Here is a 22,614-nt window from a genome sequence, read left to right as displayed (position 1 = left end):
ACCCTAGAAGAAGGCGGGGATTGTCATATTAGGCAGGCTCGAACGCCTGATATAAGGAAGAATCTTACTCCGCCTTCTTCCTTCTCAGCAACCCAAGGTAAAGGGCAATGCGAACATAGGATATAAGGAGTAACAAAGGTAGGTACCCAATGGCTTATCTGCTTGTACAGGTTTTGGCAATTCAGCAAAGCAAGTCTACCACGTACATGTGTACCACTTTGTGCGCTATATACTTTTTTGTGCTACGAGGCGAATCGTTCCACCTGCAGAACGCCGTTTACCTTCGATAGGCGCTGAATTAGTTTGTTCAGGTGGTCGGTGTCGTTGACGAACACCATGATCTGACCTTCGAACATACCGTCGTTTGAATCAATGGTGATAGAGCGCATGTTCACCTTGAGAGCGTTGGAAATGATGCGGGTCACGTCATTTACCAGCCCTACTCTATCCGAACCTTTAATGCGCAGGCCGGCCAGGAAAGCTAGCTCCAACTGATCCGTCCACTTGGCCCGCACAATGCGGTTGCCGTAGTTCGACATCAGATCTACGCCTTTCGGGCAGGAAGTGCGGTGAATGACAATGCCGTTTTCGGTTTCGAAACCGAATACATCGTCGCCGGGAATGGGGTTACAACACGGCGCAATGGTGTAGTCGAACTTCTCGGTCTGCTCCCCTATCACCAGCATGTTGGCATTCACCCCCCGGATTTTTTGCACTTCATGGTCGAAAGCTTTGGGCTCGAGCATGGAGGGCATTTTCGGCGGCTCGTTGGCCGGGTCGAAGATACTTTCCTTGATTTCGCGGCCGTCAATCTGCCCAATAGCTAGCCGGTAATAGAAATCCTGGGGGTTGTACACATTAAAGTGCGCCAGCAGCCGGTTTACATTGTCGGGCGAAAACTCTACTCCCAGGAGCTCAAGCCTTTTCTCCACCAGGTAGCGGCCATCTTCGGCTTTTGTGCGCTTGTCGTCGCGCAGATACTCGCGGATGCGGCCTCGGGCTTTGGACGTGATGACGTAGTTGAGCCATTCCTCGGTAGGCCGCTGCTTCTGCGAGGTCAGGATTTCCACCTGGTCGCCATTGCGGAGCTGGTAGCTGAGCGGCTCCAGCTTCTGGTTTACCTTGGCGCCGAGGCACTGTAGGCCAATCTGGGAGTGAATTTCGAAGGCGAAATCCAGGGCCGTCGACTTATCCGGTAGTATGACCAGCTTGCCTTTGGGGGTGAAGGCATATACTTCCTTCACGAATAAGTTCTGGCGGAACTCATCCATAAACTCCAGGGCACTGGAGTTATTGGTTTCGAGCATCTCGCGCACTTTATTGATCCAGGCTTCGAGGCTGGACTCCGCGGGGCTGGTTCCCGAGTCCTTGTATTTCCAGTGCGCCGCGTAGCCTTTCTCGGCAATGTCGTCCATGCGGCGGGACCGGATCTGCACTTCCACCCATTGTCCGGCCCGCGACATCACGGTGGTGTGCAAACTTTCGTAGCCATTGGCTTTAGGCGTGCTTACCCAGTCGCGCAGGCGGTCGGGATTGGGCTGGTAGAAGTCTGTAACGATAGAGTACACCTGCCAGCAGGCTGCCTTCTCCTGTTCGTAGGGCACATCCAGAATGATACGAATTGCAAACAGGTCGTACACCTCCTCAAAGGTGATATTCTGCTTGCGCATCTTCTTCAGGATTGAATAGATGCTTTTGGGGCGGCCCTTGATTTCGTAGTCAAAGCCCTGCACCTGCAGCTCTTCGTCGATAGGCGTGACGAACTCCTTGATAAAGCGGTTGCGGGCGCTACGGCTCTGGCGAACCTTGTTCACCAACTCCTTATATATCTCGGTGTCGGTATACTTCAGATAAAGATCTTCCAGCTCGCTCTTAATGGCGTAGAGGCCCAAGCGGTGCGCCAGCGGAGCGTAGAGGTAAATGGTTTCCGAGGCAATCTTGAGCTGCTTGTGGCGCGGCATCGAGTCGAGCGTGCGCATGTTGTGCAGGCGGTCGGCCAGCTTGATGAGAATCACGCGCACATCCTCGGAGAGCGTGAACAGCATTTTGCGGAAGTTCTCGGCCTGCTCGGAGGTGCCGTACTCAAAAACGCCCGAAATCTTGGTAAGCCCATCCACGATGCGGGCCACCTTCTGGCCGAACTCGCGCTCTACGTCGGCCACCTCCCAGGGCGTGTCCTCCACCACATCGTGCAGCAGTGCGGCCACAATGCCCGTGGTACCCAAGCCGATTTCCTCCACCACAATCTGAGCCACCGCTAGCGGGTGCAGAATGTACGGCTCGCCCGACTTACGGCGCATCTCCTTGTGGGCCTCCAACGACGTGTTGAAGGCTTTTTTGATGAGCTTGGCATCGTTGCCCTGCAGGAAGGGCTTAGCGGTGCGGAGCAGACGGCGGTAGTGGCGCAGGATTTCGTTGCGTTCTACCTCGGGGTCGATGTGAGTTGCCATGGGTGCGCCAGCCTACCAGAGGCTGGAAAAGTACGGATACTACGAAAGTACGAAGCCGGCGCTGGGTTTGCGGTGCCGCCCGACAGAAAGCCCCCGATTCGCCGCTAACCGCCGAATACGCCCGTTCAATGGCCCGAAACCTTCCTTACTCCACGCCGTCGACGACCAGCTAACATCTTTCAGGCGGTTTTTGCTCAGCAATTTGAAAATCTCATTGCCTTTTGTAGCTTTGCGCCCCCGAGGCAAACGGCCTTCAGGCGGATGTGGCGAAATTGGTAGACGTGCCAGACTTAGGATCTGGTGCCGCAAGGCGTGTGGGTTCGAGTCCCTCCATCCGCACATATTGGTTTAAGCTGTAGTACCCGAACCGTTCCCTTTCGCCCTCAACCCAACGGTTGGGGGTTTATTTTTCCCGGGCGTCCGCCACGTAAGTGTTCGGGCGCCTTTTGGCTGGCAGCCCCAACGCTACCTTTTCTTTACTTCCTAACCGACGACCCGTTTTGGATATTACCCTCGACAAAAACGACGACCAGCTGAGTGCCATCCTGACAGTAAAGCTGGCCGAAGCCGACTACAGCCCGGCCGTAGAAAGCAAGCTGAAGGAATATAGCAAGAAAGCGCAGATCAAAGGGTTCCGCCCGGGCAAAGTGCCCACCACCCTGGTGCGCAAGATGTACGGCAAAGGCATTCTGGTTGATGAAATCAACGCCCTGCTCAGCAAAGCCGTGGATGGCTACATCAAGGAAAACAACGTGAAGATCCTGGGCGAGCCGCTGCCCGTGCCTTCCGATGTAAACTTTGATACCCAGAAAGACTACGAATTCCAGTTTGAGCTGGGCCTGCTGCCCGACTTCGAACTGCCCGCCGACCAGGCTATTTCCGTGGACCGCCACCAGGTAGAGCTCGACGAAAACACGCTGAACGAAACCTACGAGCAGATTGGCCGCCAGTTTGGCGAAACCACCAACCCCGAAACCTCCGAAGCGGGCGACTACCTGTTTGGCAAGCTGAAGAAGGCCGACGAGGAAGGCGAAGGCCGCACCGTGCTGCTACCCACCAACAAAGTAAAGAATGGCGCCGAGCAGTTTGTGGGCGTGAAAGCCAACGACACGCTGACCTTCGACCTGAGCAAGGCGTTTGATGGCGACGCTTCGGCCATTGCCAACTTCTCGGGCCTGAGCAAGGACGAAGCCGCCAAAGTAAGCGGCGACTACACGCTGGCCGTGGAGAAAATTACCCGCACCGCCCACGCCGAGCACAACCAAGAACTGTTCGACAAGGTGTTTGGCAAAGATGCCGTATCGTCGAAGGAAGAGTTTGACGCTAAAATCCGCTCGACGGTACAGGACAACTACGACCGCGAGGCTGACAACCTGATTAATCGGCAGATCATTGACAAAGTGGTAGACGCCACCGAAATCAAAGTGCCGACGGAGTTCTTCAAGAAGTGGCTGGTGCGCGCCAACGAAGGCAAGCTGACCGCTGAGCAGGTAGAAGAGCACTACGACGACTATGTAAAGGAGCTGAAGTGGTCGATGATCCGCAATAAAGTAGTTGAGGAGCAAGGCTTAAAGGTGTCGAACGATGAAATCGTGGACCGCACCATTGAGAAGATCATGGGCCAGTTTAACCTGCCTGAGGTAAGCGAAGAGATGCGCGAATCGGTGCGCGGCTTTGCCGACAACTACCTCAAGCAGGAGAACGGCAAGAACTACATCCAGGAGTATGAAGCCATTCTGGCAGAGAAAGTACTCGAAAACCTGCGCGGCAAAATTGTTGTTAACGATACTCCGATTTCGGCCGAGGACTTCCGCAATCAGGCAGCCAGTTAACCGCTAGCTTGCCCGGTTTCCAAACCAACAAAAAAGCCCTTACTTGCCGTTGGGGCTTTTTTGTGTTTAGAACTGAGAAGATAGAGGTGAGAACCTAGCTTGTTCGGCATTTTGATTCTCAGTTCTGTATTCTTCTTTCTAAGTTCTCAGATCTAACTTCTAACATTTTTCTCCCTCCATGCTGAATAAACAAGAGTTCCGCAAGTTTGCCGTGAAAGGCCAGGGCCTGAGCGGCCTGGGCGTTGATCAATACCTGCAGCACGTGGAAGGCCAGGTGCGCTCCGGGATGATGCTGCCCACGGGCATGACGCGTTCCGTGATTGAGGAGCGCCCCACGCGCTTTGCCGAAATTGACGTGTTTTCGCGCCTGATTATGGACCGCATCGTGTTCCTGGGTACGGCCGTCGACGACTATATTGCCAACATCATTACGGCCCAGCTGCTGTTCCTGGAGTCGGCTGATGCCAAGAAGGACATTCTGCTCTACATCAACTCGCCCGGTGGTTCGGTATATGCCGGTCTCGGTATTTACGACACCATGCAGTACGTGAACCCCGATGTGGCGACTATCTGCACCGGCCTAGCTGCCTCCATGGGCGCAGTACTGCTGGCTGGCGGCGCCAAAGACAAGCGCTCTGCTCTGCCCCACGCCCGCGTCATGATTCACCAGCCTTCGGGCGGGGCTCAAGGCCAGTCGACAGACATTGAAATCACGGCCCGTGAGATTCTGAAGCTGAAAAAGGAGCTATATGACATTCTGGCCAAGCACAGCGGCAAGTCGTACCAGGAAATCCACGACAACTCGGAGCGTGACTACTGGATGCGCGCCGATGAGGCCAAAGAGTATGGCCTGATTGACGAAGTGCTCGAAAAGAAAACCGCCTAAGCTACTTTTCTTTTCCAGTAGAACGTCATTCCGAGCACAGTCGAGGAATCTTGCGTGCTGATGTTGTGTGGTAATTTAAGTTACCACTTCAGCGAGATTCCCCGCCTTCGCTCGGAATGACAAGAATATCATCTGGCACCTGCGAAAAAGCCCGCTATTGATCTGAAAATCAGTAGTGGGCTTTCCCGTGTTAAAGTAGGAACCTCCGCCATTGGCACTTTTTCCCGTGCGCGGGGCGTTGGCCTTTTCGTACCTTTGCGAGCTGCCGGGCTATTGCCTGGCAACCCCTCCCCTTTTTCGAGAGTCTTCTATCCATGGCAGATATTACGTGCTCCTTCTGCGGCAAGAGCAAAAAAGACGTTACCGTGATGATTTCGGGCATCAATGCCCACATCTGCGAGCGGTGCGTGGGCCAGGCCCAGCAAATCCTCAACGAGGAAAACAAGATTCGCTCGAGTTCGAAGACCCCCAAGTTCAACCTCGTGAAGCCTCGCGAGATGAAGGAGTACCTCGATCAGTACGTGGTGGGCCAGGACGAAGCCAAGAAGGTGATGTCGGTGGCCGTGTACAACCACTACAAGCGCCTGATGCAGAAACCGCAGAAGGACGATGTGGTGATTGAGAAGTCGAACATCATCATGGTGGGCGAAACCGGCACGGGCAAAACCTTCCTCACGCGCATGCTGGCCAACATCCTGCAAGTGCCTTTCTGCATTGCTGATGCCACCGTACTCACGGAGGCCGGCTACGTGGGCGAAGACGTGGAAAGCATCCTCACGCGCCTGCTACAAGCCGCCGACTATAACGTGGAAGCGGCTGAGCGTGGCATCGTCTACATCGACGAAATCGACAAGATTGCCCGCAAAAGCGACAACCCCAGCATCACGCGCGATGTGAGCGGCGAAGGCGTGCAGCAGGCCATGCTGAAGCTGCTGGAAGGCACTACTGTGAACGTGCCCCCGCACGGTGGCCGCAAGCACCCCGAGCAGAAGATGATTACGGTAAACACCGAAAACATCCTCTTTATCTGCGGTGGCGCGTTCGTAGGCATTGAGCGCATCATCAAGAGCCGGCTCAACACCAAGCCCATGGGTTTTGCCAAGACCCAGCTGGAAGAAAAGATTGACACGCAGAACTTCCTGCGCTACGTGACGGCCATGGACCTGAAGCAGTTCGGCCTTATCCCCGAGCTCATCGGCCGTCTGCCGGTACTCACCCACCTCAACCCGCTCGACCACGCTACCCTGCGCAAGATTCTCACCGAGCCCAAGAACTCGATTGTAAAGCAGTATCAGCGCCTGTTTGAGATGGAAGACATTCGGCTGTCCTTCTCGGAGGGTGCCTTGGAGTACATTGTGGTGAAAGCCGACGAGTACCGCCTGGGTGCCCGCGGCTTGCGCAGCATCTGCGAAAGCATCATGACGGACGCCATGTTTGACATGCCCTCCGAAGAAGGCGCACAGGAGCTCATCATCGACGAGGAATATGCCCGCAGCAAGTTCGAAAGCTCTCCGCTGAAGCAATTGCGGGCAGCGTAAGTCTTCTCCTACAACCTCTACAAGCAGGCCCTGGAATAGCTATTTCAGGGCCTGCTTGTTTGATAAGCCTAAGCATAGTACGTAGGCTTTCTTTTGCTTTCCCCTTTGTCAGTAGCAATAACCTTATGCTTCTTCTGGCAGTTTAGGACAGATTACGCAACCTATCTGCTGTAGAAACCATGCAACACCGCGAACTGGGCCGCTCGGGCCTGCATATTACCCCGCTCATGCTGGGCGGCAACGTCTTCGGCTGGACGGCCGATGAAGCCACCTCCTTCCGTATTCTTGACACTTTTGTAGCGGGGGGCGGCAACGCCATCGATACCGCCGATGGCTACTCGGTGTGGGTACCCGGCCACGTGGGCGGGGAATCCGAAACCATCATTGGCAAGTGGCTGAAACAGCGCGGCCGCCGCGACGACGTGGTCATTGCGACCAAAGTAGGCTGGGAAGTAAACCCCGAAAACAAGGGCCTAAAGAAGGACTACATCCTGCGTGCCGTGGAAGGCTCCCTCAAGCGCCTACAAACCGACTACATCGACCTGTACCAGTCGCACCGCGACGACCCGACCACGCCAGTGGAAGAAACCCTGGAAGCGTACGCCCAGTTGGTGAAAGAAGGTAAGGTGCGCGCTATTGGCGCTTCTAACTTCTCGGCCGCCCGTCTGCGCGAATCCCTCGAAGCCAGCAAGCAGCACGGTTTCCCGCACTACGAGAGCCTGCAGCCGCTTTACAACCTCTACGACCGCGCCGAGTTTGAGCGGGACCTGCTGCCTTTGCTGCAGGAGCAGCACATCGGCATCATTCCCTACTACGGGCTGGCGGCCGGCTTCCTTACCGGCAAGTACCGCTCCGAAGCCGATTTGCAGAAAAGTCCGCGCGGGGGCGGCGTTGGCCAGAAGTACCTGAACGAAAAAGGCCTGCGTATCCTCAAGGCTCTGGATGAGGTAGCAGACCGCCTGCAGGCCACTCCCGCCCAGGTAGCTTTGGCTTGGATTATGGCCCAGCCTGGCCTTACGGCTCCCATTGCCAGCGCCACCAGCCCTGAGCAGGTTACGGAGCTGCTCCGCGCCACCGATTTGACATTGACTGCCGAAGACGTACGGACCCTTAATCAAGCCGGCGAGTAAATAACGAAGGCGAAAAAAGCCCGTCATGCTTTGCTTTTTGCTTGGCATGACGGGCTTTTTCTGCTGCTAGCTAGGCTCATTATAGCTCATCGGCCAGCACATCCTGATAGCGGAAGGAATGCTGCACGCCCTCTAGCGGCTTGCCATCGGCTTCGGCGTAGGGATAGATGAAATAGTTAAGCGGCAGAGCCTGCTGAGCGGGTTCGAGGGTAAGGTCGCGGCCGCGGGTGAATTCCACGCGGTTTTCATCGTGCGCCCCGAAGTAGTACTCCCGGCGGTCCGGGTTCTTGGCGGCTTCGGAGGCATCGATAGGCACCCAGCCGGTTTGGGGAGTGTAGAACTCCGCCCAGCAGTGGTAGCCTTTTACCTCACCCGTGCCGCGCTCTGGCGGAAGCGGAAAGCCGATGCTGAAGCGGGCTGGAATACCCAGGGCACGGCAGTAGCCGATAAACAGGGCATGAAAATCGGTGCAGTTGCCGTGACGGGCGTCGCAGGCGTAGTAAATGTCGCCGCGGCCCCAGCCCTGGCCGGTTTTGTCGTACTTGACGGTGGCCACCACATGGTTGTAGACAGCCCGGGCCTGCTCGAGGGGCGTTTCGGCGCGGGCCTCGCTTACCACTTCCCGGGCCCAGCGGCGGATCTGGTCGTCGAGGGGCACGAGGCGGTCGGGGGCCAGCCAGCGGGCCGAGTCAGGGTCTTGCATGGGTATCCGGCCTTTGGCTGGCTGAGGTGCCCGGTGTTCCCGGCGTGTCACCTGGTAGCGCACCAGCACCGTGGTGGGCGCTTTGGGCTGGCGCAGACGCAAGTGTAAGAGCTGATTACCATGCTGACCTGCCGTCGCTTTATGCTTGCCGGGTGCGTCAATCTGCAGGATCTGCACATCTTGGGCGGCATCGGAGTGCGCTACGGGCAGCCATAGATCTACCTGCCGGGTTTTGGCTGGCGCAATGGGAACGGTAGCTTGGTACTCGAAAATAAAGGTGCGCGCACGCGCCGTCGACTGAGCGGTAGTAAGCTGCGGGAGGGTCATCAACCAAAGCAGCGCCGCGAGCAGGCCGCGCCACTGAAAGCAAAGTGAATGCATAAGAAAATGGAAACGGGGCCGGCCGCTGAAGTACAGTGGCATCGACCGCGCAAAGGTACGGCCATCCAAGCTTCACAGCCGCGGCAGCCTTCTGTAACTCAACAGTAACCCTACCTGCTACGTTAGCATAGTTTTACGCTATTCCCGCTTTCCGCCTTATTGCTGCTTATGGCCTCTCCTTCCGTTCACCCATTCGATTGGCAGCGCATCTTATTTTCCGAGGAAGCGCCTCCCCTGTTTCTGCTGGAAGTAGGGCTGCGCTGCCTGATTGTCTACCTACTCATACTGGCGGCCCTGCGTGTAACGGGGCGCCGGGGCGTGCGGCAGCTTTCCATTTTTGAGCTAAGCATTATCCTGGCGCTGGGCTCGGCCGCGGGGGACGCCATGCTTTACCACGACACGCCGCTGCTGCATACGGTCGTGGTCTTCGGCGTGGTTTCAGCCCTATACTTGCTGTTTAACCGGCTTACCGAGAAGTTCCCCGCTTTTTCTGACTGGCTGGAGGGCGCCCCGGTGCTGCTGGTAGAAAACGGCGAAATCAACCTTCCAAACTTCCAGAAGCAGAACCTGACGCAGAAAGAGCTTTTCGGGGAGCTACGCCAGCTCCAGGTAGAGCACCTGGGGCAAGTGCGCCGGGCTTATATTGAAGCCACCGGCAACGTCAGCGTTTTTTACTTTGCCGACGATGATGTGCGCCCCGGCTTGTCTATCTGGCCGGAGCGGCTGCAGCAGGTACGTCGCCGCGCCGAGGAAGCCGGCAAGCATGCCTGCTGCCAGTGCGGACACGTGCAGGAACTAGCCAAAGGCAGCCTTGCCCAGTGCGCCGTATGCCAGCACGAAACCTGGATTCCTGCCTGTGACGACCCGCGGATAGCGTAATTTCCCGCTTTCCTAGCCTGCACTTATTTGCTTATGGTGCCATTGCTCCACGTTCACCACATTGCCATTATCGGCTCTGATTATGGTCGGTCCAAACACTTCTACACCGAGGTGCTTGGCTTGCGCGTCTTGCGGGAAGTATACCGGGCTGAGCGGGAATCCTGGAAGCTGGATCTGGCTTTGGGCAGCCAGTACATCATCGAGCTGTTTTCCTTTCCTGAAACGCCGGCGCGCCTTTCCCACCCCGAAGCGGCCGGCTTACGGCATCTGGCCTTTGCCGTAGCGGATATAGAAGCTACCGTGCAGCACTTGGCGTCCCACGGCGTAGTAGCCGAGCCCGTGCGCATAGATGAGTTTACCGGCCGGCGCTTCACCTTTATTCAGGACCCCGACGGTCTGCCGCTGGAGTTTTATGAGACGTAACCGGGCGGCTCGCTTCTGTTGGCACGAAGGTTTCAGGAGCGGCCCCGGCAACGACGCAGGCTCGCCGCTTACTATCCACGCTGCAGCTGGCTACGTTACTGGTGAGGCGGCAAGCCTGAGGCTATTTTTCCGTTTGAAATCGTAGAACGCGCCGTGGCAGGCTTGCCCGCATTTGCTGGTTGCGTTCTACCTTGCCGGCATTATGCCCAGACCTGATTCGACGCTGCCCTACCTGATCATCGACTTTGATAGCACGTTTACCCAAGTAGAAGGCCTGGACGAGCTAGCCGACATAGCCCTTGCGGGCCAGCCTAACCGCCAGGAAGTAGTTGGTGCCATTCGTGCTCTTACCGACCGGGGCATGAGCGGGGAGCTGAACTTCTCGGAGTCCCTGAAGCAGCGGCTGGCTTTGCTGCCGGCCCGGCGCGAGCATATTGACCTGCTGGTCGAGCGGCTGAAAGGCAAAGTTTCGGAGAGCATCCGGCGCAACCGCGGCTTCTTCGAGCAGTTTCCGGGGCGGGTGTACATCGTAAGCAGTGGCTTCCGCGAGTTCATCGAGCCGGTTGTGGCCGAGTTTGGCATCGACGCCGACCACGTGCTGGCCAACACCTTCACCTTCGATGCCGACGGCCGCATCACGGGCTTCGACACGGAAAACGTGCTCAGCCGCGACGGAGGTAAAATCCTGCAGCTGCGTCAGCTCGACCTCGACGGTGACGTGTACGCCCTCGGCGACGGATACACCGACTACCAGATTCGGGAGGCCGGTCTGGCCAACCGCTTCTACGCCTTCACCGAAAACGTGCACCGCGAGGCCGTAGTAGCCCGCGCTGATGAGGTGCTTCCTTCCTTCGACGAATTTCTTTACCAGAACAAGCTTCCGATGACCCTCTCGTACCCCAAAAACCGCATCAGAGTCCTGCTCCTCGAAAACCCCGATCCGCGCGCTGCCGAGCTGTTCCGCCAGGAAGGCTACCAGGTAGACACCGTGCCCGGCGGCCTCGACGAGGAAGAGCTGATTCAGCAGATTGAGGGCGTAAGCATTCTGGGCATCCGCTCGAAAACTCAGGTAACCCAACGCGTGCTCGACGCCGCCAACCGCCTTATCAGCATTGGCGCGTTCTGCATCGGCACCAACCAGATTGACCTGGCGGGCTGCATGAAAAAAGGCGTGGCTGTGTTCAACGCCCCCTTCTCAAACACTCGCTCGGTGGTGGAACTGGCCCTGGGCGAAATCATTATGCTGGCCCGCCGCATTCCGGAGAAGAACCCCAAGATGCACCAGGGAACGTGGGACAAGTCGGCCGGGGGCTCATTTGAAATCCGGGGCAAGAAGCTGGGCATCATCGGCTACGGCAACATTGGCTCCCAGCTTTCGGTGGTAGCCGAGGCGGTGGGCATGCAGGTGCTCTACTACGACGTGGCCGAAAAGCTACAGCTCGGCAACGCCGTGAAGGTGCGCACCCTGCAGGAGCTGCTTCAGCAGGCCGATATTGTGACCCTGCACGTGGACGGCCGCCCCGCCAACACCAACCTCATCGGGGCCGCCGAACTGGCGTTGATGAAGCCCGGCGCCCTGCTGCTCAACAACAGCCGCGGCCACGTGGTAGATGTGCCGGCTTTGGCGGCCGTGCTGCGCTCGGGTCACCTGGGCGGGGCTGCCGTGGACGTATTCCCCTACGAGCCCAAAACCAACCAGGAAAGTTTCGAGAGCGAGCTGCGCGGCCTGCCCAACGTGCTGCTCACGCCCCACATCGGGGGCAGTACGGCCGAGGCTCAGCGCAACATTGCCGAGTTTGTGCCGGAGCGCATCATGCAGTACGTGAATACTGGCAACACCCAGCAGAGCGTCAACTTCCCCAACATCCAGCTGCCCGAGCAGCAGGCCCACCGCCTCATCCACATTCACCACAACGTGCCCGGCGTGCTGGCCCGCATCAACAATGTGCTGGCCCAGCACCACGTGAACATCCTCGGCCAGTACCTGAAAACCAACGAGCACATCGGCTACGTTATCACCGACATCGACAAAGAATACGAGCAGGAAGTAATCGGCGAGCTGCGCAAAGTGGAGCACACCATCAAGTTCCGGGTACTGTACTAATGGCGGTCTTGGGGTCTTGGGGTCTTGGGGTCTTGGGGTCTTAGAAAGAAGAACGTCATTCCGAGCGCAGCCGAGGAATCTTGCGTGCTGATGGTGTAATGCCATTAAGACAACATCAAGCAAGATTCCTCGGCTGCGCTCGGAATGACGCTTCTGATTTGATATACTACCTTCTATCTCGCCATTCCTTCCTGTGGCACCCGCCATCCTGCTTCTCAGCCTGCCTCTACTGATTGCTAAGCCGCCACACACGGCCTTACCCGCATGGGCGCAAGCTCAGTGGCAGCAGCAAAAGCTTGAGCAAACGTCCAGCCGCCGCAACTACCTGCACGGTGCGTTCCTACAGGCTGACTTCAACGGCGACGGAAAGGTGGATATAGCCATACCCGCGGCTCGGCGCACTACCGGCAGCCAAGGCGTTATTATCTTTCACCAGGGCCTGCCGACGCCGTTTATCATTGGCACCACCAGTAACCCGGCTGATGAACTTCCGAAAGGAAACTTAGCCTGGGCTAATCAGTGGCGGCTTTTCACCAAGCAGGAGACGTACGAGGTATACCTGGACAAGCAGGAAACGCTGCGGGAGCGTCCTATTACCTTACGCTACCCGGCCATTGAGTTTTCAGACGGAGAAAAAGGCGGCGTCCTCTATTGGACGGGCACCCGCTACCGCTGGCTGTACCAGAGTTGCTAGAGCCGGTCCCGCACCTGGGTCAGGATTCGCTCCATTTCGTTGCGCACGGCGGTATCGTCGCCGGGGATGTTGTTGTTCAGGAAGCTGAAGGCCAGCACGCGGCCCTTGCGGGTGCGCAGGTAGCCCGTCAGGTTATGGATGTTGGTGAGGGTGCCGGTTTTGCCCCAAAGCCAGAGGCCGCGCGGGTCGCGGTAGCGGCGGCGCAGGGTGCCTTGGCGCCCGCCCGCGGCTAGTAGGTCGAACAAGCGCTTTTCAGGTACTTCGCGGTGCAGCTTTAGGAGCAGGGCCGTGAGGGTGCGGGGCGTAGTCAGGTTCAGGCGCGACAACCCGGAGCCATCCACCCAGCGTAGCGTGTCGGGTAGATCCGTGAGGAGTTGGCGCTGCACTTGGCGGATAACCCGCTCCGTGCTCAGAGAATCAGCGCCCAGGCGCGTAGAGCACATCAGCAGCAGCTGCTCGGCCAGAAAGTTGTCGGATACCCGCAGCATGCGTCGGTACAGGGAGTCCACGCGCAGGCCATTTACGGTTTGCAGGTCAGCTCCAACCACGCTTGGCTGCCAGGGCAACTGACCCACGGCTTTGCGCAGGGTATCCTGCAGGAGCGAGGTCAGCAGGCCAGTGCTGGTACGGAAGGGCGTTTCGTCAATCCAGTTCTTCTGGCTGGGCAGCACAAAAAAGCGGTTTTCCAGCACGGCCCGCCGCACGTGGTCGGTGCTGTTGAGGTATTGGGCCGGGGCTGGCTCCACACTGGCCGTAAACACGGCCGGCAGCACGCGGGGGCGGCTCTGGCCGGCTCGGGCGTAGAAGCGCACGGTGTTGCCGTAGATGGGAAAAGGCCCACGCTCCGGCTGGTAGTAGTAGTTGTAGTCGTCCCAGCTCCAGCCCGGCCCAAAAGTATCCACGCAGGGAATGGGCATGTAGAACAGCTTTTCGGGGCGGCTTTTCAGGAACCGAAAAGCCCGGCTAGAGGGCACGTCGCCGTGGAGCAGGGTAGGGTCGCCGGTGCCCCAGAAGATAAGGGAGTCGTGGCGCACCACGTAGCGCAGGCTAGGCAAGGAATCGGGTAGTAGGTGCAAGCCCGCGTAGAAGCTGAACAGCTTCATGGTACTGGCCGGCACGAAGTAATCTTCCTCGTTGAATTGGTATACCCGCTCCCCTGTGGCTACATCCACCAGGCTCACGCCTACGTGGTGCTGCTGCAGTACCGGCGAGCGGCTGATGAGCTTGTGCAGCCAGTGCGGACCGCGCCGCAAGGCCACCTCGGCCTCGGCGTTTTCGTCACCAGAAGCCCTGGCTAGACTACAGGTAATGCCCAATAAGAACAGGATCAGTAGGGTCAGGCGGCTCATGGCAGAGTGCGCACGTTTATAAGCTTAGGCGCTGGCTGTTTGTGCATTCAGCACGCCTAATTAAAGCGTTACTTTAATATAATGTTAAGTATTCATTTGGCAATACTAGTTATTATAACTGTATATCAGCTAGTTAAGAAGCAAAATAATTTCAAAAGCACAGCATCACTTGCTGTAAAGACTATAACAGCATTGTCTGAAGCCTAGCGGTTGCTGCTGCAGTAGCTACTTCCCCTACTCCCCTACCCTGCTGCTACAGTAGCTATAGGGTACCCTGTTTGGGGATGCCAGTCCAACCTTTTCCAGACGGGCCGGGTAAACCGATGCGTAATGTTCAGCGGATAATCACCTGGCTAATCGGGTAAAAGATGTCGTACTCTGGACGACAAGCCTTCTTCCTGCTGCCTGCTTACCCTAGCCATATACAATACTTCACCCCAACGCCCTTCTGCCCCATGGCCCTCACCAACGAACTATTGAATACCGTCCTGCGCCACGCCAGCCAGGAAGTGTCGCGTAAGGAGTTTCTGAGTCTGGCCGGGCGGGGGCTAGCCGTGGGGGTAGCGGCCACCACGCTGGCCAGCTGCCAGTCGGGCACTCCGGATGCCAAGGCAGCCGACGCCACGCCCACCACGGGCACGCCAGCCTCAGAGGTGGACGTTGCCACCACCTACACCGCGCAGGGTGGGCAGAAAGTACCGTCATCAGAAGCCGTGTCGCCGCCGGCCAAGGTGCCTGCGGACGAGAGCAAGCCCATTGAGCTGGAAGCGTGGAAATCGGACGTGGACCCCAAATCGGGGGCGGTACCAACGCCGATGCCGCCGGATAAGCGAGTGGGCTACGCGCTGGTGGGCCTGGGGCACCTTACCCTGGAAGAGTTGCTGCCGGCCTTTGGGGAGTGCAAGAAGTCGAAGCCGGTGGCACTGGTGAGCGGCTCGCCCGAGAAGCTCAAGAAAGTGGCCGCGCAGTACGGCATCAAGCCCGAAAGCTGCTACAGCTACCAGGATTACGAAAAGCTGAAGGACAACCCCGAGGTGCAGGCCATCTACATCGTGCTGCCCAACTCCCTGCACGCCGAGTACGTGATTCGGGGCGCCAAAACCGGCAAGCACATTCTCTGCGAAAAGCCCATGGCCAACTCGGCCCGGGAGTGTGAGCTGATGATAGACGCCTGCAAAAAGGCCGGCGTGAAGCTGATGGTGGCCTACCGCATCCAGTACGAGCCCTACAACCGGCAGGTGCGCGACATGGTGCGCGACGAGAAGTTCGGCAAGCCCAAGTACATCGAGGCCCAGAACAGCCAAAGCTCGGCCAACCCCGACCACTGGCGCCACAAGAAAGCCCTAGCCGGCGGCGGCGCCCTACCTGATATTGGCCTCTACTGCCTGAACACTTCCCGCTTCCTGCTGGGCACCGAGCCCACCGAGGTATTTGCCTACATGCACAGCACGCCCGGCAACCCGCTGTTCAAGGAAGTGGAGGAAATGATGAGCTGGCAGATGCGCTTCCCCGACGGCGTCATCGTCAACTGCGTCACCCACTACAACACCCACGACTCGCGCTTCTACCGCGTGAGTGCCGAGCGCGGCTGGCTCCACCTCGACAACGCGTACGCCTACCAGGGCCAACGCCTGCAAACCTCCCACGCCGAGGGCAAGGCCAAACTGCAGAACCAGATTACCATCCCCACCAAAAACCAGTTTGCCGCCGAAATGGACCACTTTTCGGAGTGTATTCTGGAAAACAAGGAGCCCCACACGCCCGGCGAAGAGGGCCTGCAGGACCACCGCATCATGGAAGCCATTTACCAGTCGGCGCGGGAAGGGCGGCCGGTGAAGCTCACCGCCGTGAAAGGTATGGATGCTTTCCGCGGCCCCGAGCCTAAAGAGGCGTAGTAGGTGGGGAGTTTGGTAACATCAAACCCTCTACAACGTCATGCTGAGCGGAGCCGAAGCATCTCTACCGCTTCATTGAATTACTACCCAACGAAGCGGTAGAGATGCTTCGGCTCCGCTCAGCATGACGGTCTGTTTTAAGTTCAGCTCATTAAAAAAGCCCCCGACCAACGTGGACGGGGGCTTTTTCTATAGTGAAAAGAGCGGCTTAGTTAAGCGGGTAGCGCGTCGTGGCGGGCCTGTACAGCGGCAATGGCCTGGGTGAGCAGGGCTACCTGCGCGTCTACCTGGTCGGCATCTACCTGGGCCAGAAACTCGGCGGCGCCCCCGCTGTCGGCGGAGCGGTTTTGCAGGCGGGCCTTCTGGTAGTTGGCCGTCAGGAGCTGATCGTTGTAGCGGGTGCGGTCCTGCTCCGAAATATCGGTGCGGGCCAGCTGTCCGGTAAGGTAATTTACCCGGTCGATGGCTGTGGCCAGGCGCGAGCTGACCGATTCATCGGTGCGGTCTTCGCGGCGGTCCTGGAAAGCTTGGTTCTGGTCGCGGTTCTGGTAGCCATCCAGCTCAGCTTCCAGGCTTTTTTTGGCAGCCAGACATTGTGCCCGGTCTTTGAGGGTGTTGACGTCGTACGCCATGACAATAAAGGGGGATAAGAAGATGAATAAAAACACTATCTGCGCTAACTGGCGCATTGGCAACAATATAGAAGAATACCGCTATTAGTTTGTATCGAAGGCGCTTCTTTTTCGACGTGCTGCCCCTACTGCCGCTTAAAAGCCACCTGCGCTGTCCTCAATTTGCCCGTTTGTGCTGCCCGGGACTTCATTAGCCGCAGTGAAGTCCATGCGCAGGCTGCCGGGCTTTGCTCTCCTACCCTCCCCCCAGCAGCCCTTGCAGCGCGGCGGCTTCGGCTTCCAGGGCTTCGGCGCGGAGGCGCAGCAGGTGGTAGCGGGCACTCTGGTGGGGCGGCAGCGCGGTGGGGCGCTGGTCGAGCCAGCGGTGGCGGTGCCAGGTTTGCCAGGCCGGCCAGTCGCGGGCCGGGTCGGGCTCGGCGGCGGGGCCGGGGTCGGGCGGCAGCGCAGAGCGGAGGGCGGGTAGCGCGGCAGCCCAGCGGGCGGCCTGGGTGGCCTGCGTTTCCAGGGGCGCCAGCTGCCGGCGCAAGCGGCGGGCGTGGTGCTGGCACTCATCGAGGCGGGCCACCAGGGGCGCGGCCTCAGGCGGAGCCAGGGCTAGCGTGGGCGCCAGCGAGGCCGCCGAGGCCAGCCGCAGGGTGGCGGGGGCACTAGCCGCCGCGCTGGGCAGACTAGCTACTAAAGGCGCCAGCGCCTCAGCGGCAGCGGGGCTCAAGGTGCGTTGGCCCGTACCGATGCGGCTCAACTGCCCGGCATCCACGCCCAGGTACTGGGCCAGTTCGTAGCCTTTCAGACCAAAATAGGCGCACAGGTGTGCCAGCCAGGAATCAGTAAGTGCAGGGGGCATAGCTTGGCAATAAAAATCACACAGCGTCAGCTTTCCTTGCCAACCATTGGCAAGGAAAATTAATCAAGTGAAGAAATTATTGCCAACATAGCGCATTTCCAATGCTAATCTGGCTTGGCTGGCGCGAGTTTAGCGGAGCGTAACTCGTGCCACGCTATGCGGTGGAGGTTGCACCTCCACTGCCGCACCAGCGGCAAGTTGGGGCCGCTCCGTTTGGGCGGTTGGGTTTCGGCGAGGGAGGCTCAGCCTCCCTTCATGCTTAGGCACGAGTTACGCTCCGCTAAACTCGCGCCAGTTAGGAATCCGCTATAAGCTGCGCTAAAATCGCACTAGTTTGGACCTAAAATAATAAGAAGAGTAAAAACTATCATAATTGCCAGATAGCATAGGTGTCCAAGCATTATTATTAAACGTGGAAGCTCTTCTTTATTAAGCCAAGCTGTTATAAGTAAATAAGTAGCAATATTTACAAAAAAGCCAAATACGACGGCAAATACAAGCGACTCCCAATCCGTAATATTTTTATCAGATATATCTGAAAAATATGGAATCATAAACAATAATATCTCTCTTTCAAGCCCGGACTTATTAGTATAATCTTGCAATCTTATACTAATAAGACTGATTTCCCACGGCACATAGAAGCACAGTAAACTAATACAAGAGCTCATAAATATTGATAACAAATCATATATATCCCATTTACTTATAGCTTTCATGCGTCATACAAGGAGCCTTTTGCGACAGGCTATTGAATCGCCAGCACGGCTGCTCCCCATTGTAATACTACTAAAAGAACTTCAGCCTACACAACTGCCTTAGCCCCCCTTTCCCCACCAAACTCCGCCCCGCATAGCCCGCCGCCCAACTCTTTCCTGTACCTTTGGCTCCCGTTATGCCAGACCGTACCCCCACTCTGCCGGCTGCAACGGCCAAATTCATTTTCGTAACGGGCGGGGTGACCTCGTCGCTGGGCAAAGGCATCATCTCGGCCTCCCTGGCCAAGCTGCTGCAAGCCCGCGGCTTCCGCGTCACCATCCAGAAGTTCGACCCCTACATCAACATCGACCCCGGCACGCTCAACCCCTACGAACACGGGGAATGCTACGTGACCGACGACGGGGCCGAAACCGACCTCGACCTGGGCCACTACGAGCGGTTCCTGAACACGCCCACCTCCCAGGCCAACAACGTGACCACCGGCCGCATCTACGACACCGTGATTCGGCGGGAGCGGGAAGGCGCGTTTCTGGGGAAAACGGTGCAGGTAGTGCCCCACATCACCGACGAAATCAAGCGCCGGATGCTGCTGCTGGGCCAGGATAACCGCTTTGACGTGGTGATTACCGAAATCGGGGGCTGCATCGGCGACATTGAGAGTCTGCCCTTCGTGGAGGCCGTGCGCCAGTTGCGCTGGGAGCTGCCGCCCAACGACTCGCTGGTAATTCACCTCACCCTGCTGCCTTACCTGAAAGCGGCCGGGGAGTTGAAAACCAAGCCCACCCAGCACTCGGTGCGCGACCTGCGCGAGGCCGGCCTCCAGCCCGACATTCTGGTGTGCCGCTCCGAGCACCCCATTCCGCCCGACATGCGCCGCAAGATTGCGCTGTTCTGCAACGTCAAAATCAACTCCGTCATCGAAAGCCTCGATGCCGACTCCATCTACTCGGTGCCGCTGCTGATGCTGAAAGAGCAGCTGGATGAGCGGGTTATCAAGAAATTGAAGCTGACTGGTGGGGCCGTGCATCCCGATCTGGAGGCTTGGAAGGACTTCCTGGGCCGCCTCAAGAACCCCACTGAGGAAGTGACCATTGCCCTGGTGGGCAAATACGTGGAGCTGCCCGACGCCTACAAGAGCATCAACGAGGCCTTTGTGCACGCCGGCGCCCACAACGAGTGCAAGGTAACGGTGCGCAGCATCCAGAGCGACCATATCAACCCCGACAACATTGCCCAGCTCCTGCACGGCGTGGACGGGGTACTGGTGGCCCCCGGCTTTGGCGAGCGGGGCTTCGAGGGCAAGATTGAGGCCGTGCGCTACGTGCGCGAAAACCAGATTCCCTTCTTCGGCATTTGCCTGGGCATGCAGGTAGCGGTAGTGGAGTACGGCCGCCACGTGCTGAATTTGCCCGGGGCCAACTCCACCGAAATGGACGCGCAGACGCCCAACCCCGTCATTGCCATGATGGAGGAGCAGAAAAACGTGACGCAGAAAGGTGGCACCATGCGCCTGGGCGCCTACGACTGCGAGCTGCGCAAGGGCTCGAAGGCGGCCAAAGCCTACGCCCGCAACCACATCAGTGAGCGGCACCGCCACCGTTACGAGTTCAACAATGCCTACCTGGAGCAGTACGAAGCCGCCGGCATGGTGGCCTCGGGCCGCAACCCCGAAACCGGCCTGGTAGAGGTGATTGAGCTACCCAACCACCCTTGGTTTGTGGCCGGCCAGTTCCACCCCGAGCTGAAGAGCACCGTGCAGAACCCCCACCCGCTGTTTGTGCGCTTCGTGAAAGCCGCCATCCAGCACCGGAAGATCTGAGTTAATGTGCTAATGTGGGAAATGTGCTGAGGTGCTGATGCTGATGTGCAAATGCTCATAGGCTAGCAAGAACTGTCATCCTGAGCATTTCGCGCATCAAGCGAAGACGAAGGACCTTATCACGCTTGAGCGAAATCGGTAACAACGACTCGTCTAGCGGTGATAAGGTCCTTCGCGCTGCTTAGGATGACAGCCTTTTTTGTTAAATACCCAATTCCCCTGCCCGCCAGCATTGGCACCTCAGCACATTCTTCACATTACCCACATTAGCACATTAACTCACATTCCTTAAAATATTCGGCCGACAACTACGACCTTTGCGGAAGATTCGCCGGGCATTGTCCGGGCGGGCCTGACTACTTTTTTGCCTTACCCTCTTCCTGATGGATAGAAATTCAGCAACCGGCGCCTTTCTGATTGCGGCCGTGCTTCTCGTGTACCTGTTTTTCTTTAAGCCCACACCGCCCGCCGAAAAACCTGCCGCCACGCCCGCTACGGCCGCAAAAGCGGCGGCTTCCGCGCCAGCTCCTCTCGACTCAGCCGCGGCCGCCCGCAAGCTTGGCGCCTTTGCCGCAGCAGCGGCTACCGATACGGCCGTCAGCCAGGCGCAGCTGCAAAACGACAACCTTACCGTTACGTTCAGCTCGAAGGGCGGCCGCGTGCAGGCCGTGCGCCTCAACAAGTACAAGACCTTCTTCGGTCAGCCGCTCGATTTGCTGGATGCCCGCAGCTCCTCGCTCGACGTGAGCTTCCGCACCCTCGACGGCAAAACCGTCAAGCTTTCCGACCTGAGCTTCCAGCCTTCGGCTGCGCAGGCCTTCACCGAGGGCGAAAAGCAGGGGCAGCGCCTCACCTTCACGGCCCAGGTAGCCGGCGGCCAGATTGAGCAAGTGTATTCCCTGCCCCAGGACTCTTACGAGGTGGGCTACGATCTGCGCTTCGTGAACCTGCAGAACGCGGTAGCCCAGCAGCCGCTCACGTTCACCTTCCTGGACAAGGTACGCCAGACCGAGCAGGACGCCAAGCAGAACCGCAACCACACCACCATCAACCACTACCTGGCCACCGACGACCACGGCGCCCTGTCCGAAGCCTCCGAGAAGCCTGAGGAAGTGGTGATAAATGAGCCCGTGAAATGGGCTGCGCACAAGCACGACTTCTTCGTGGCCGGCCTCATTGCCGACGGCACCCCTTTCACCACCGGCAAGTTTGCCTCCACGGTAAACCTGGCCGACTCGACTTACCTTAAAACGCTGACGTCCACGCTTACCCTGCCCATTGCCGATGTGCAGAACGGCAAGGCGCACTTCCGCTACTTCTTCGGGCCCAACTCCTTTAGCCTGTTGAAGGAAGTAGCTCCCAGCTTCGACCGCAACGTGTACCTAGGCTGGGGACTTTTCCGCTGGGTAAACCGCTTCGTGGTGCTGCCGGTGTTTCACCTGCTGGAGCAGTTTATCAGCTCCTACGGTATCATCATTGCCATTCTGGTGGTGCTTATCAAGCTCGTTACCTGGCCCCTGACCTACAAAACCTACGAGTCGCAGGCGCGCATGAAGGTGCTGAAGCCGGAAATTGACGAAATCAAGGAGAAGTACCCCGAGGATCAGATGAAGCAGCAGTCGGAAACGATGAAGCTGTACCAGTCGGTGGGCGTCTCGCCGCTGAGTGGATGCGTGCCCATGCTGCTCACCATCCCGATTCTGTTTGCCATGTTCCAGTTTTTCCCCAACGCCATTGAGCTGCGCCAGCAGCCCTTCCTGTGGGCCCGAGACCTGAGCACCTACGACGACCTGATCAAGCTGCCGTTTGAAGTACCCTTCCTGGGCACGCACCTTAGCTTGTTCACCCTGCTGATGACGATTTCGACCCTGGCCATGACCTACCAGAGCAACCAGACGAACACGGCCATGCAGGGCCCCATGAAGTTCTACAGCTACCTGATGCCGGTCATCTTCCTGTTCGTGCTGAACAGCTTCTCGGCCGGCCTGACGTGGTATTACCTCGTCTCAAACGTGGTGACGCTGGCCCAGCAGGCCATTACCCGCCGCTTCGTGGACGACAAGAAAATCCGGGCGCAGCTCGAAGCCAACAAAACCAAGAACAAAGACAAGAAGCCCGGTGGCTTCCAGGCCCGCCTGGCCGAAGCCATGAAGTCGGCCCAGGAAAAGGAGTCGGAAGCAAAGAAACCGACGCGCCGCGGCAAGTAAATACCTGCTGCTTGGCCTATAAAAAGCCTTTCTGCCCCGGCAGAAAGGCTTTTTTATTTTACTTCCGTCCCAGACCGCTAGCTTGCCCTTCGTACAGTTCAGGTAAGTCGGTCTGGTTTTTGAAACCT

17 protein-coding genes and 1 tRNA gene are annotated in these 22,614 nt (G+C 58.0%); 12 read left to right on the top strand and 6 right to left on the bottom strand.

All coding sequences use genetic code 11. The features are described 5' to 3' along the window. Positions 1 to 242: 242 nt before the first annotated feature. On the bottom strand, positions 243 to 2,450 hold the full coding sequence (locus FY528_RS19920; protein WP_149072775.1) for a RelA/SpoT family protein: 2,208 nt from the start codon (positions 2,448 to 2,450) through the stop codon (positions 243 to 245). Between the two features lie 257 nt (positions 2,451 to 2,707). Between FY528_RS19920 and FY528_RS19915 the strand changes: the two genes are divergently transcribed. From FY528_RS19915 to FY528_RS19895, 5 genes are all read left to right on the top strand, one after another. Continuing rightward, positions 2,708 to 2,789, top strand: a tRNA-Leu gene (locus FY528_RS19915). A gap of 161 nt (positions 2,790 to 2,950) precedes the next feature. Then, positions 2,951 to 4,282 carry a trigger factor gene (tig, locus tag FY528_RS19910; protein WP_149072774.1) on the top strand — a complete coding sequence of 444 codons (1,332 nt, stop codon included), beginning with the start codon at positions 2,951 to 2,953 and terminating at the stop codon, positions 4,280 to 4,282. Between the two features lie 178 nt (positions 4,283 to 4,460). Beyond that, positions 4,461 to 5,168 (top strand): ClpP family protease, encoded by a 708-nt coding sequence (locus FY528_RS19905; protein ID WP_149072773.1) that lies wholly within the window; start codon positions 4,461 to 4,463, stop codon positions 5,166 to 5,168. A 314-nt stretch (positions 5,169 to 5,482) separates the two neighbouring features. Then, a complete protein-coding gene (clpX, locus tag FY528_RS19900) occupies positions 5,483 to 6,706 on the top strand; it encodes an ATP-dependent Clp protease ATP-binding subunit ClpX (RefSeq protein WP_149072772.1) in 1,224 nt (407 codons plus the stop codon). A 179-nt stretch (positions 6,707 to 6,885) separates the two neighbouring features. Beyond that, entirely contained in the window at positions 6,886 to 7,836 is a 951-nt protein-coding gene (locus tag FY528_RS19895) for an aldo/keto reductase (protein ID WP_149072771.1), read from the top strand. Between the two features lie 79 nt (positions 7,837 to 7,915). On the opposite strand, the gene FY528_RS19890 is transcribed toward FY528_RS19895, so the two are convergent. Then, a complete protein-coding gene (locus FY528_RS19890; RefSeq protein WP_262384068.1) occupies positions 7,916 to 8,920 on the bottom strand; it encodes a transglutaminase-like domain-containing protein in 1,005 nt (334 codons plus the stop codon). 168 nt (positions 8,921 to 9,088) lie between these two features. Here FY528_RS19890 and FY528_RS19885 point away from each other — a divergent pair, with 168 nt between their 5' ends. The 4 genes from FY528_RS19885 to FY528_RS19870 all read left to right on the top strand — a co-directional run bounded on the left by FY528_RS19885 (position 9,089) and on the right by FY528_RS19870 (position 13,020). Continuing rightward, a complete protein-coding gene (locus FY528_RS19885) occupies positions 9,089 to 9,799 on the top strand; it encodes a DUF421 domain-containing protein (protein ID WP_149072770.1) in 711 nt (236 codons plus the stop codon). Between the two features lie 33 nt (positions 9,800 to 9,832). Continuing rightward, the gene (gloA2, locus tag FY528_RS19880; protein WP_149072769.1) at positions 9,833 to 10,222 is read left to right on the top strand and encodes an SMU1112c/YaeR family gloxylase I-like metalloprotein; all 390 of its coding nucleotides are present in this window, start codon (positions 9,833 to 9,835) and stop codon (positions 10,220 to 10,222) included. A gap of 202 nt (positions 10,223 to 10,424) precedes the next feature. Beyond that, complete coding sequence (gene serA, locus FY528_RS19875) at positions 10,425 to 12,326, top strand: phosphoglycerate dehydrogenase (protein WP_187632217.1); 1,902 nt, start codon at positions 10,425 to 10,427, stop codon at positions 12,324 to 12,326. Positions 12,327 to 12,519: 193 nt separating this feature from the next. After that, a complete protein-coding gene (locus FY528_RS19870; RefSeq protein ID WP_149072768.1) occupies positions 12,520 to 13,020 on the top strand; it encodes an FG-GAP repeat protein in 501 nt (166 codons plus the stop codon). Here the strand turns inward: FY528_RS19870 and FY528_RS19865 are convergent. Then, positions 13,017 to 14,369, bottom strand: coding sequence for a D-alanyl-D-alanine carboxypeptidase/D-alanyl-D-alanine-endopeptidase (locus FY528_RS19865; RefSeq protein ID WP_149072767.1), 1,353 nt, complete (start codon positions 14,367 to 14,369; stop codon positions 13,017 to 13,019). The genes FY528_RS19870 and FY528_RS19865 overlap by 4 nt on opposite strands. Before the next feature lie 455 nt (positions 14,370 to 14,824). Between FY528_RS19865 and FY528_RS19860 the strand changes: the two genes are divergently transcribed. Beyond that, complete coding sequence (locus FY528_RS19860) at positions 14,825 to 16,264, top strand: Gfo/Idh/MocA family protein (protein ID WP_149072766.1); 1,440 nt, start codon at positions 14,825 to 14,827, stop codon at positions 16,262 to 16,264. Between the two features lie 212 nt (positions 16,265 to 16,476). Here the strand turns inward: FY528_RS19860 and FY528_RS19855 are convergent, their stop codons facing one another. The 3 genes from FY528_RS19855 to FY528_RS19845 all read right to left on the bottom strand — a co-directional run bounded on the left by FY528_RS19855 (position 16,477) and on the right by FY528_RS19845 (position 18,345). Further along, positions 16,477 to 16,896 (bottom strand): hypothetical protein, encoded by a 420-nt coding sequence (locus tag FY528_RS19855; RefSeq protein ID WP_149072765.1) that lies wholly within the window; start codon positions 16,894 to 16,896, stop codon positions 16,477 to 16,479. Positions 16,897 to 17,131: 235 nt separating this feature from the next. Then, entirely contained in the window at positions 17,132 to 17,740 is a 609-nt protein-coding gene (locus FY528_RS21385; RefSeq protein WP_187632216.1) for a hypothetical protein, read from the bottom strand. A gap of 329 nt (positions 17,741 to 18,069) precedes the next feature. Next, positions 18,070 to 18,345: a hypothetical protein gene (locus tag FY528_RS19845; protein ID WP_222931846.1), complete on the bottom strand. Its 276-nt coding sequence runs from the start codon at positions 18,343 to 18,345 to the stop codon at positions 18,070 to 18,072. A gap of 290 nt (positions 18,346 to 18,635) precedes the next feature. On the opposite strand from FY528_RS19845, the gene pyrG reads away from it, so the two are divergent. Both pyrG and yidC read left to right on the top strand, forming a co-directional pair. Beyond that, positions 18,636 to 20,279, top strand: coding sequence for a CTP synthase (pyrG, locus tag FY528_RS19840; protein ID WP_149072763.1), 1,644 nt, complete (start codon positions 18,636 to 18,638; stop codon positions 20,277 to 20,279). A gap of 383 nt (positions 20,280 to 20,662) precedes the next feature. Next, positions 20,663 to 22,486, top strand: coding sequence for a membrane protein insertase YidC (gene yidC / locus FY528_RS19835; RefSeq protein ID WP_149072762.1), 1,824 nt, complete (start codon positions 20,663 to 20,665; stop codon positions 22,484 to 22,486). Positions 22,487 to 22,614 lie beyond the last annotated feature (128 nt).

Source organism: Hymenobacter lutimineralis, assembly GCF_008271285.1.
GTDB lineage: Bacteria > Bacteroidota > Bacteroidia > Cytophagales > Hymenobacteraceae > Hymenobacter > Hymenobacter lutimineralis.
Note: the sequence above shows the minus strand (reverse complement) of the source record. Positions and strands in the feature narration are given on the sequence as shown.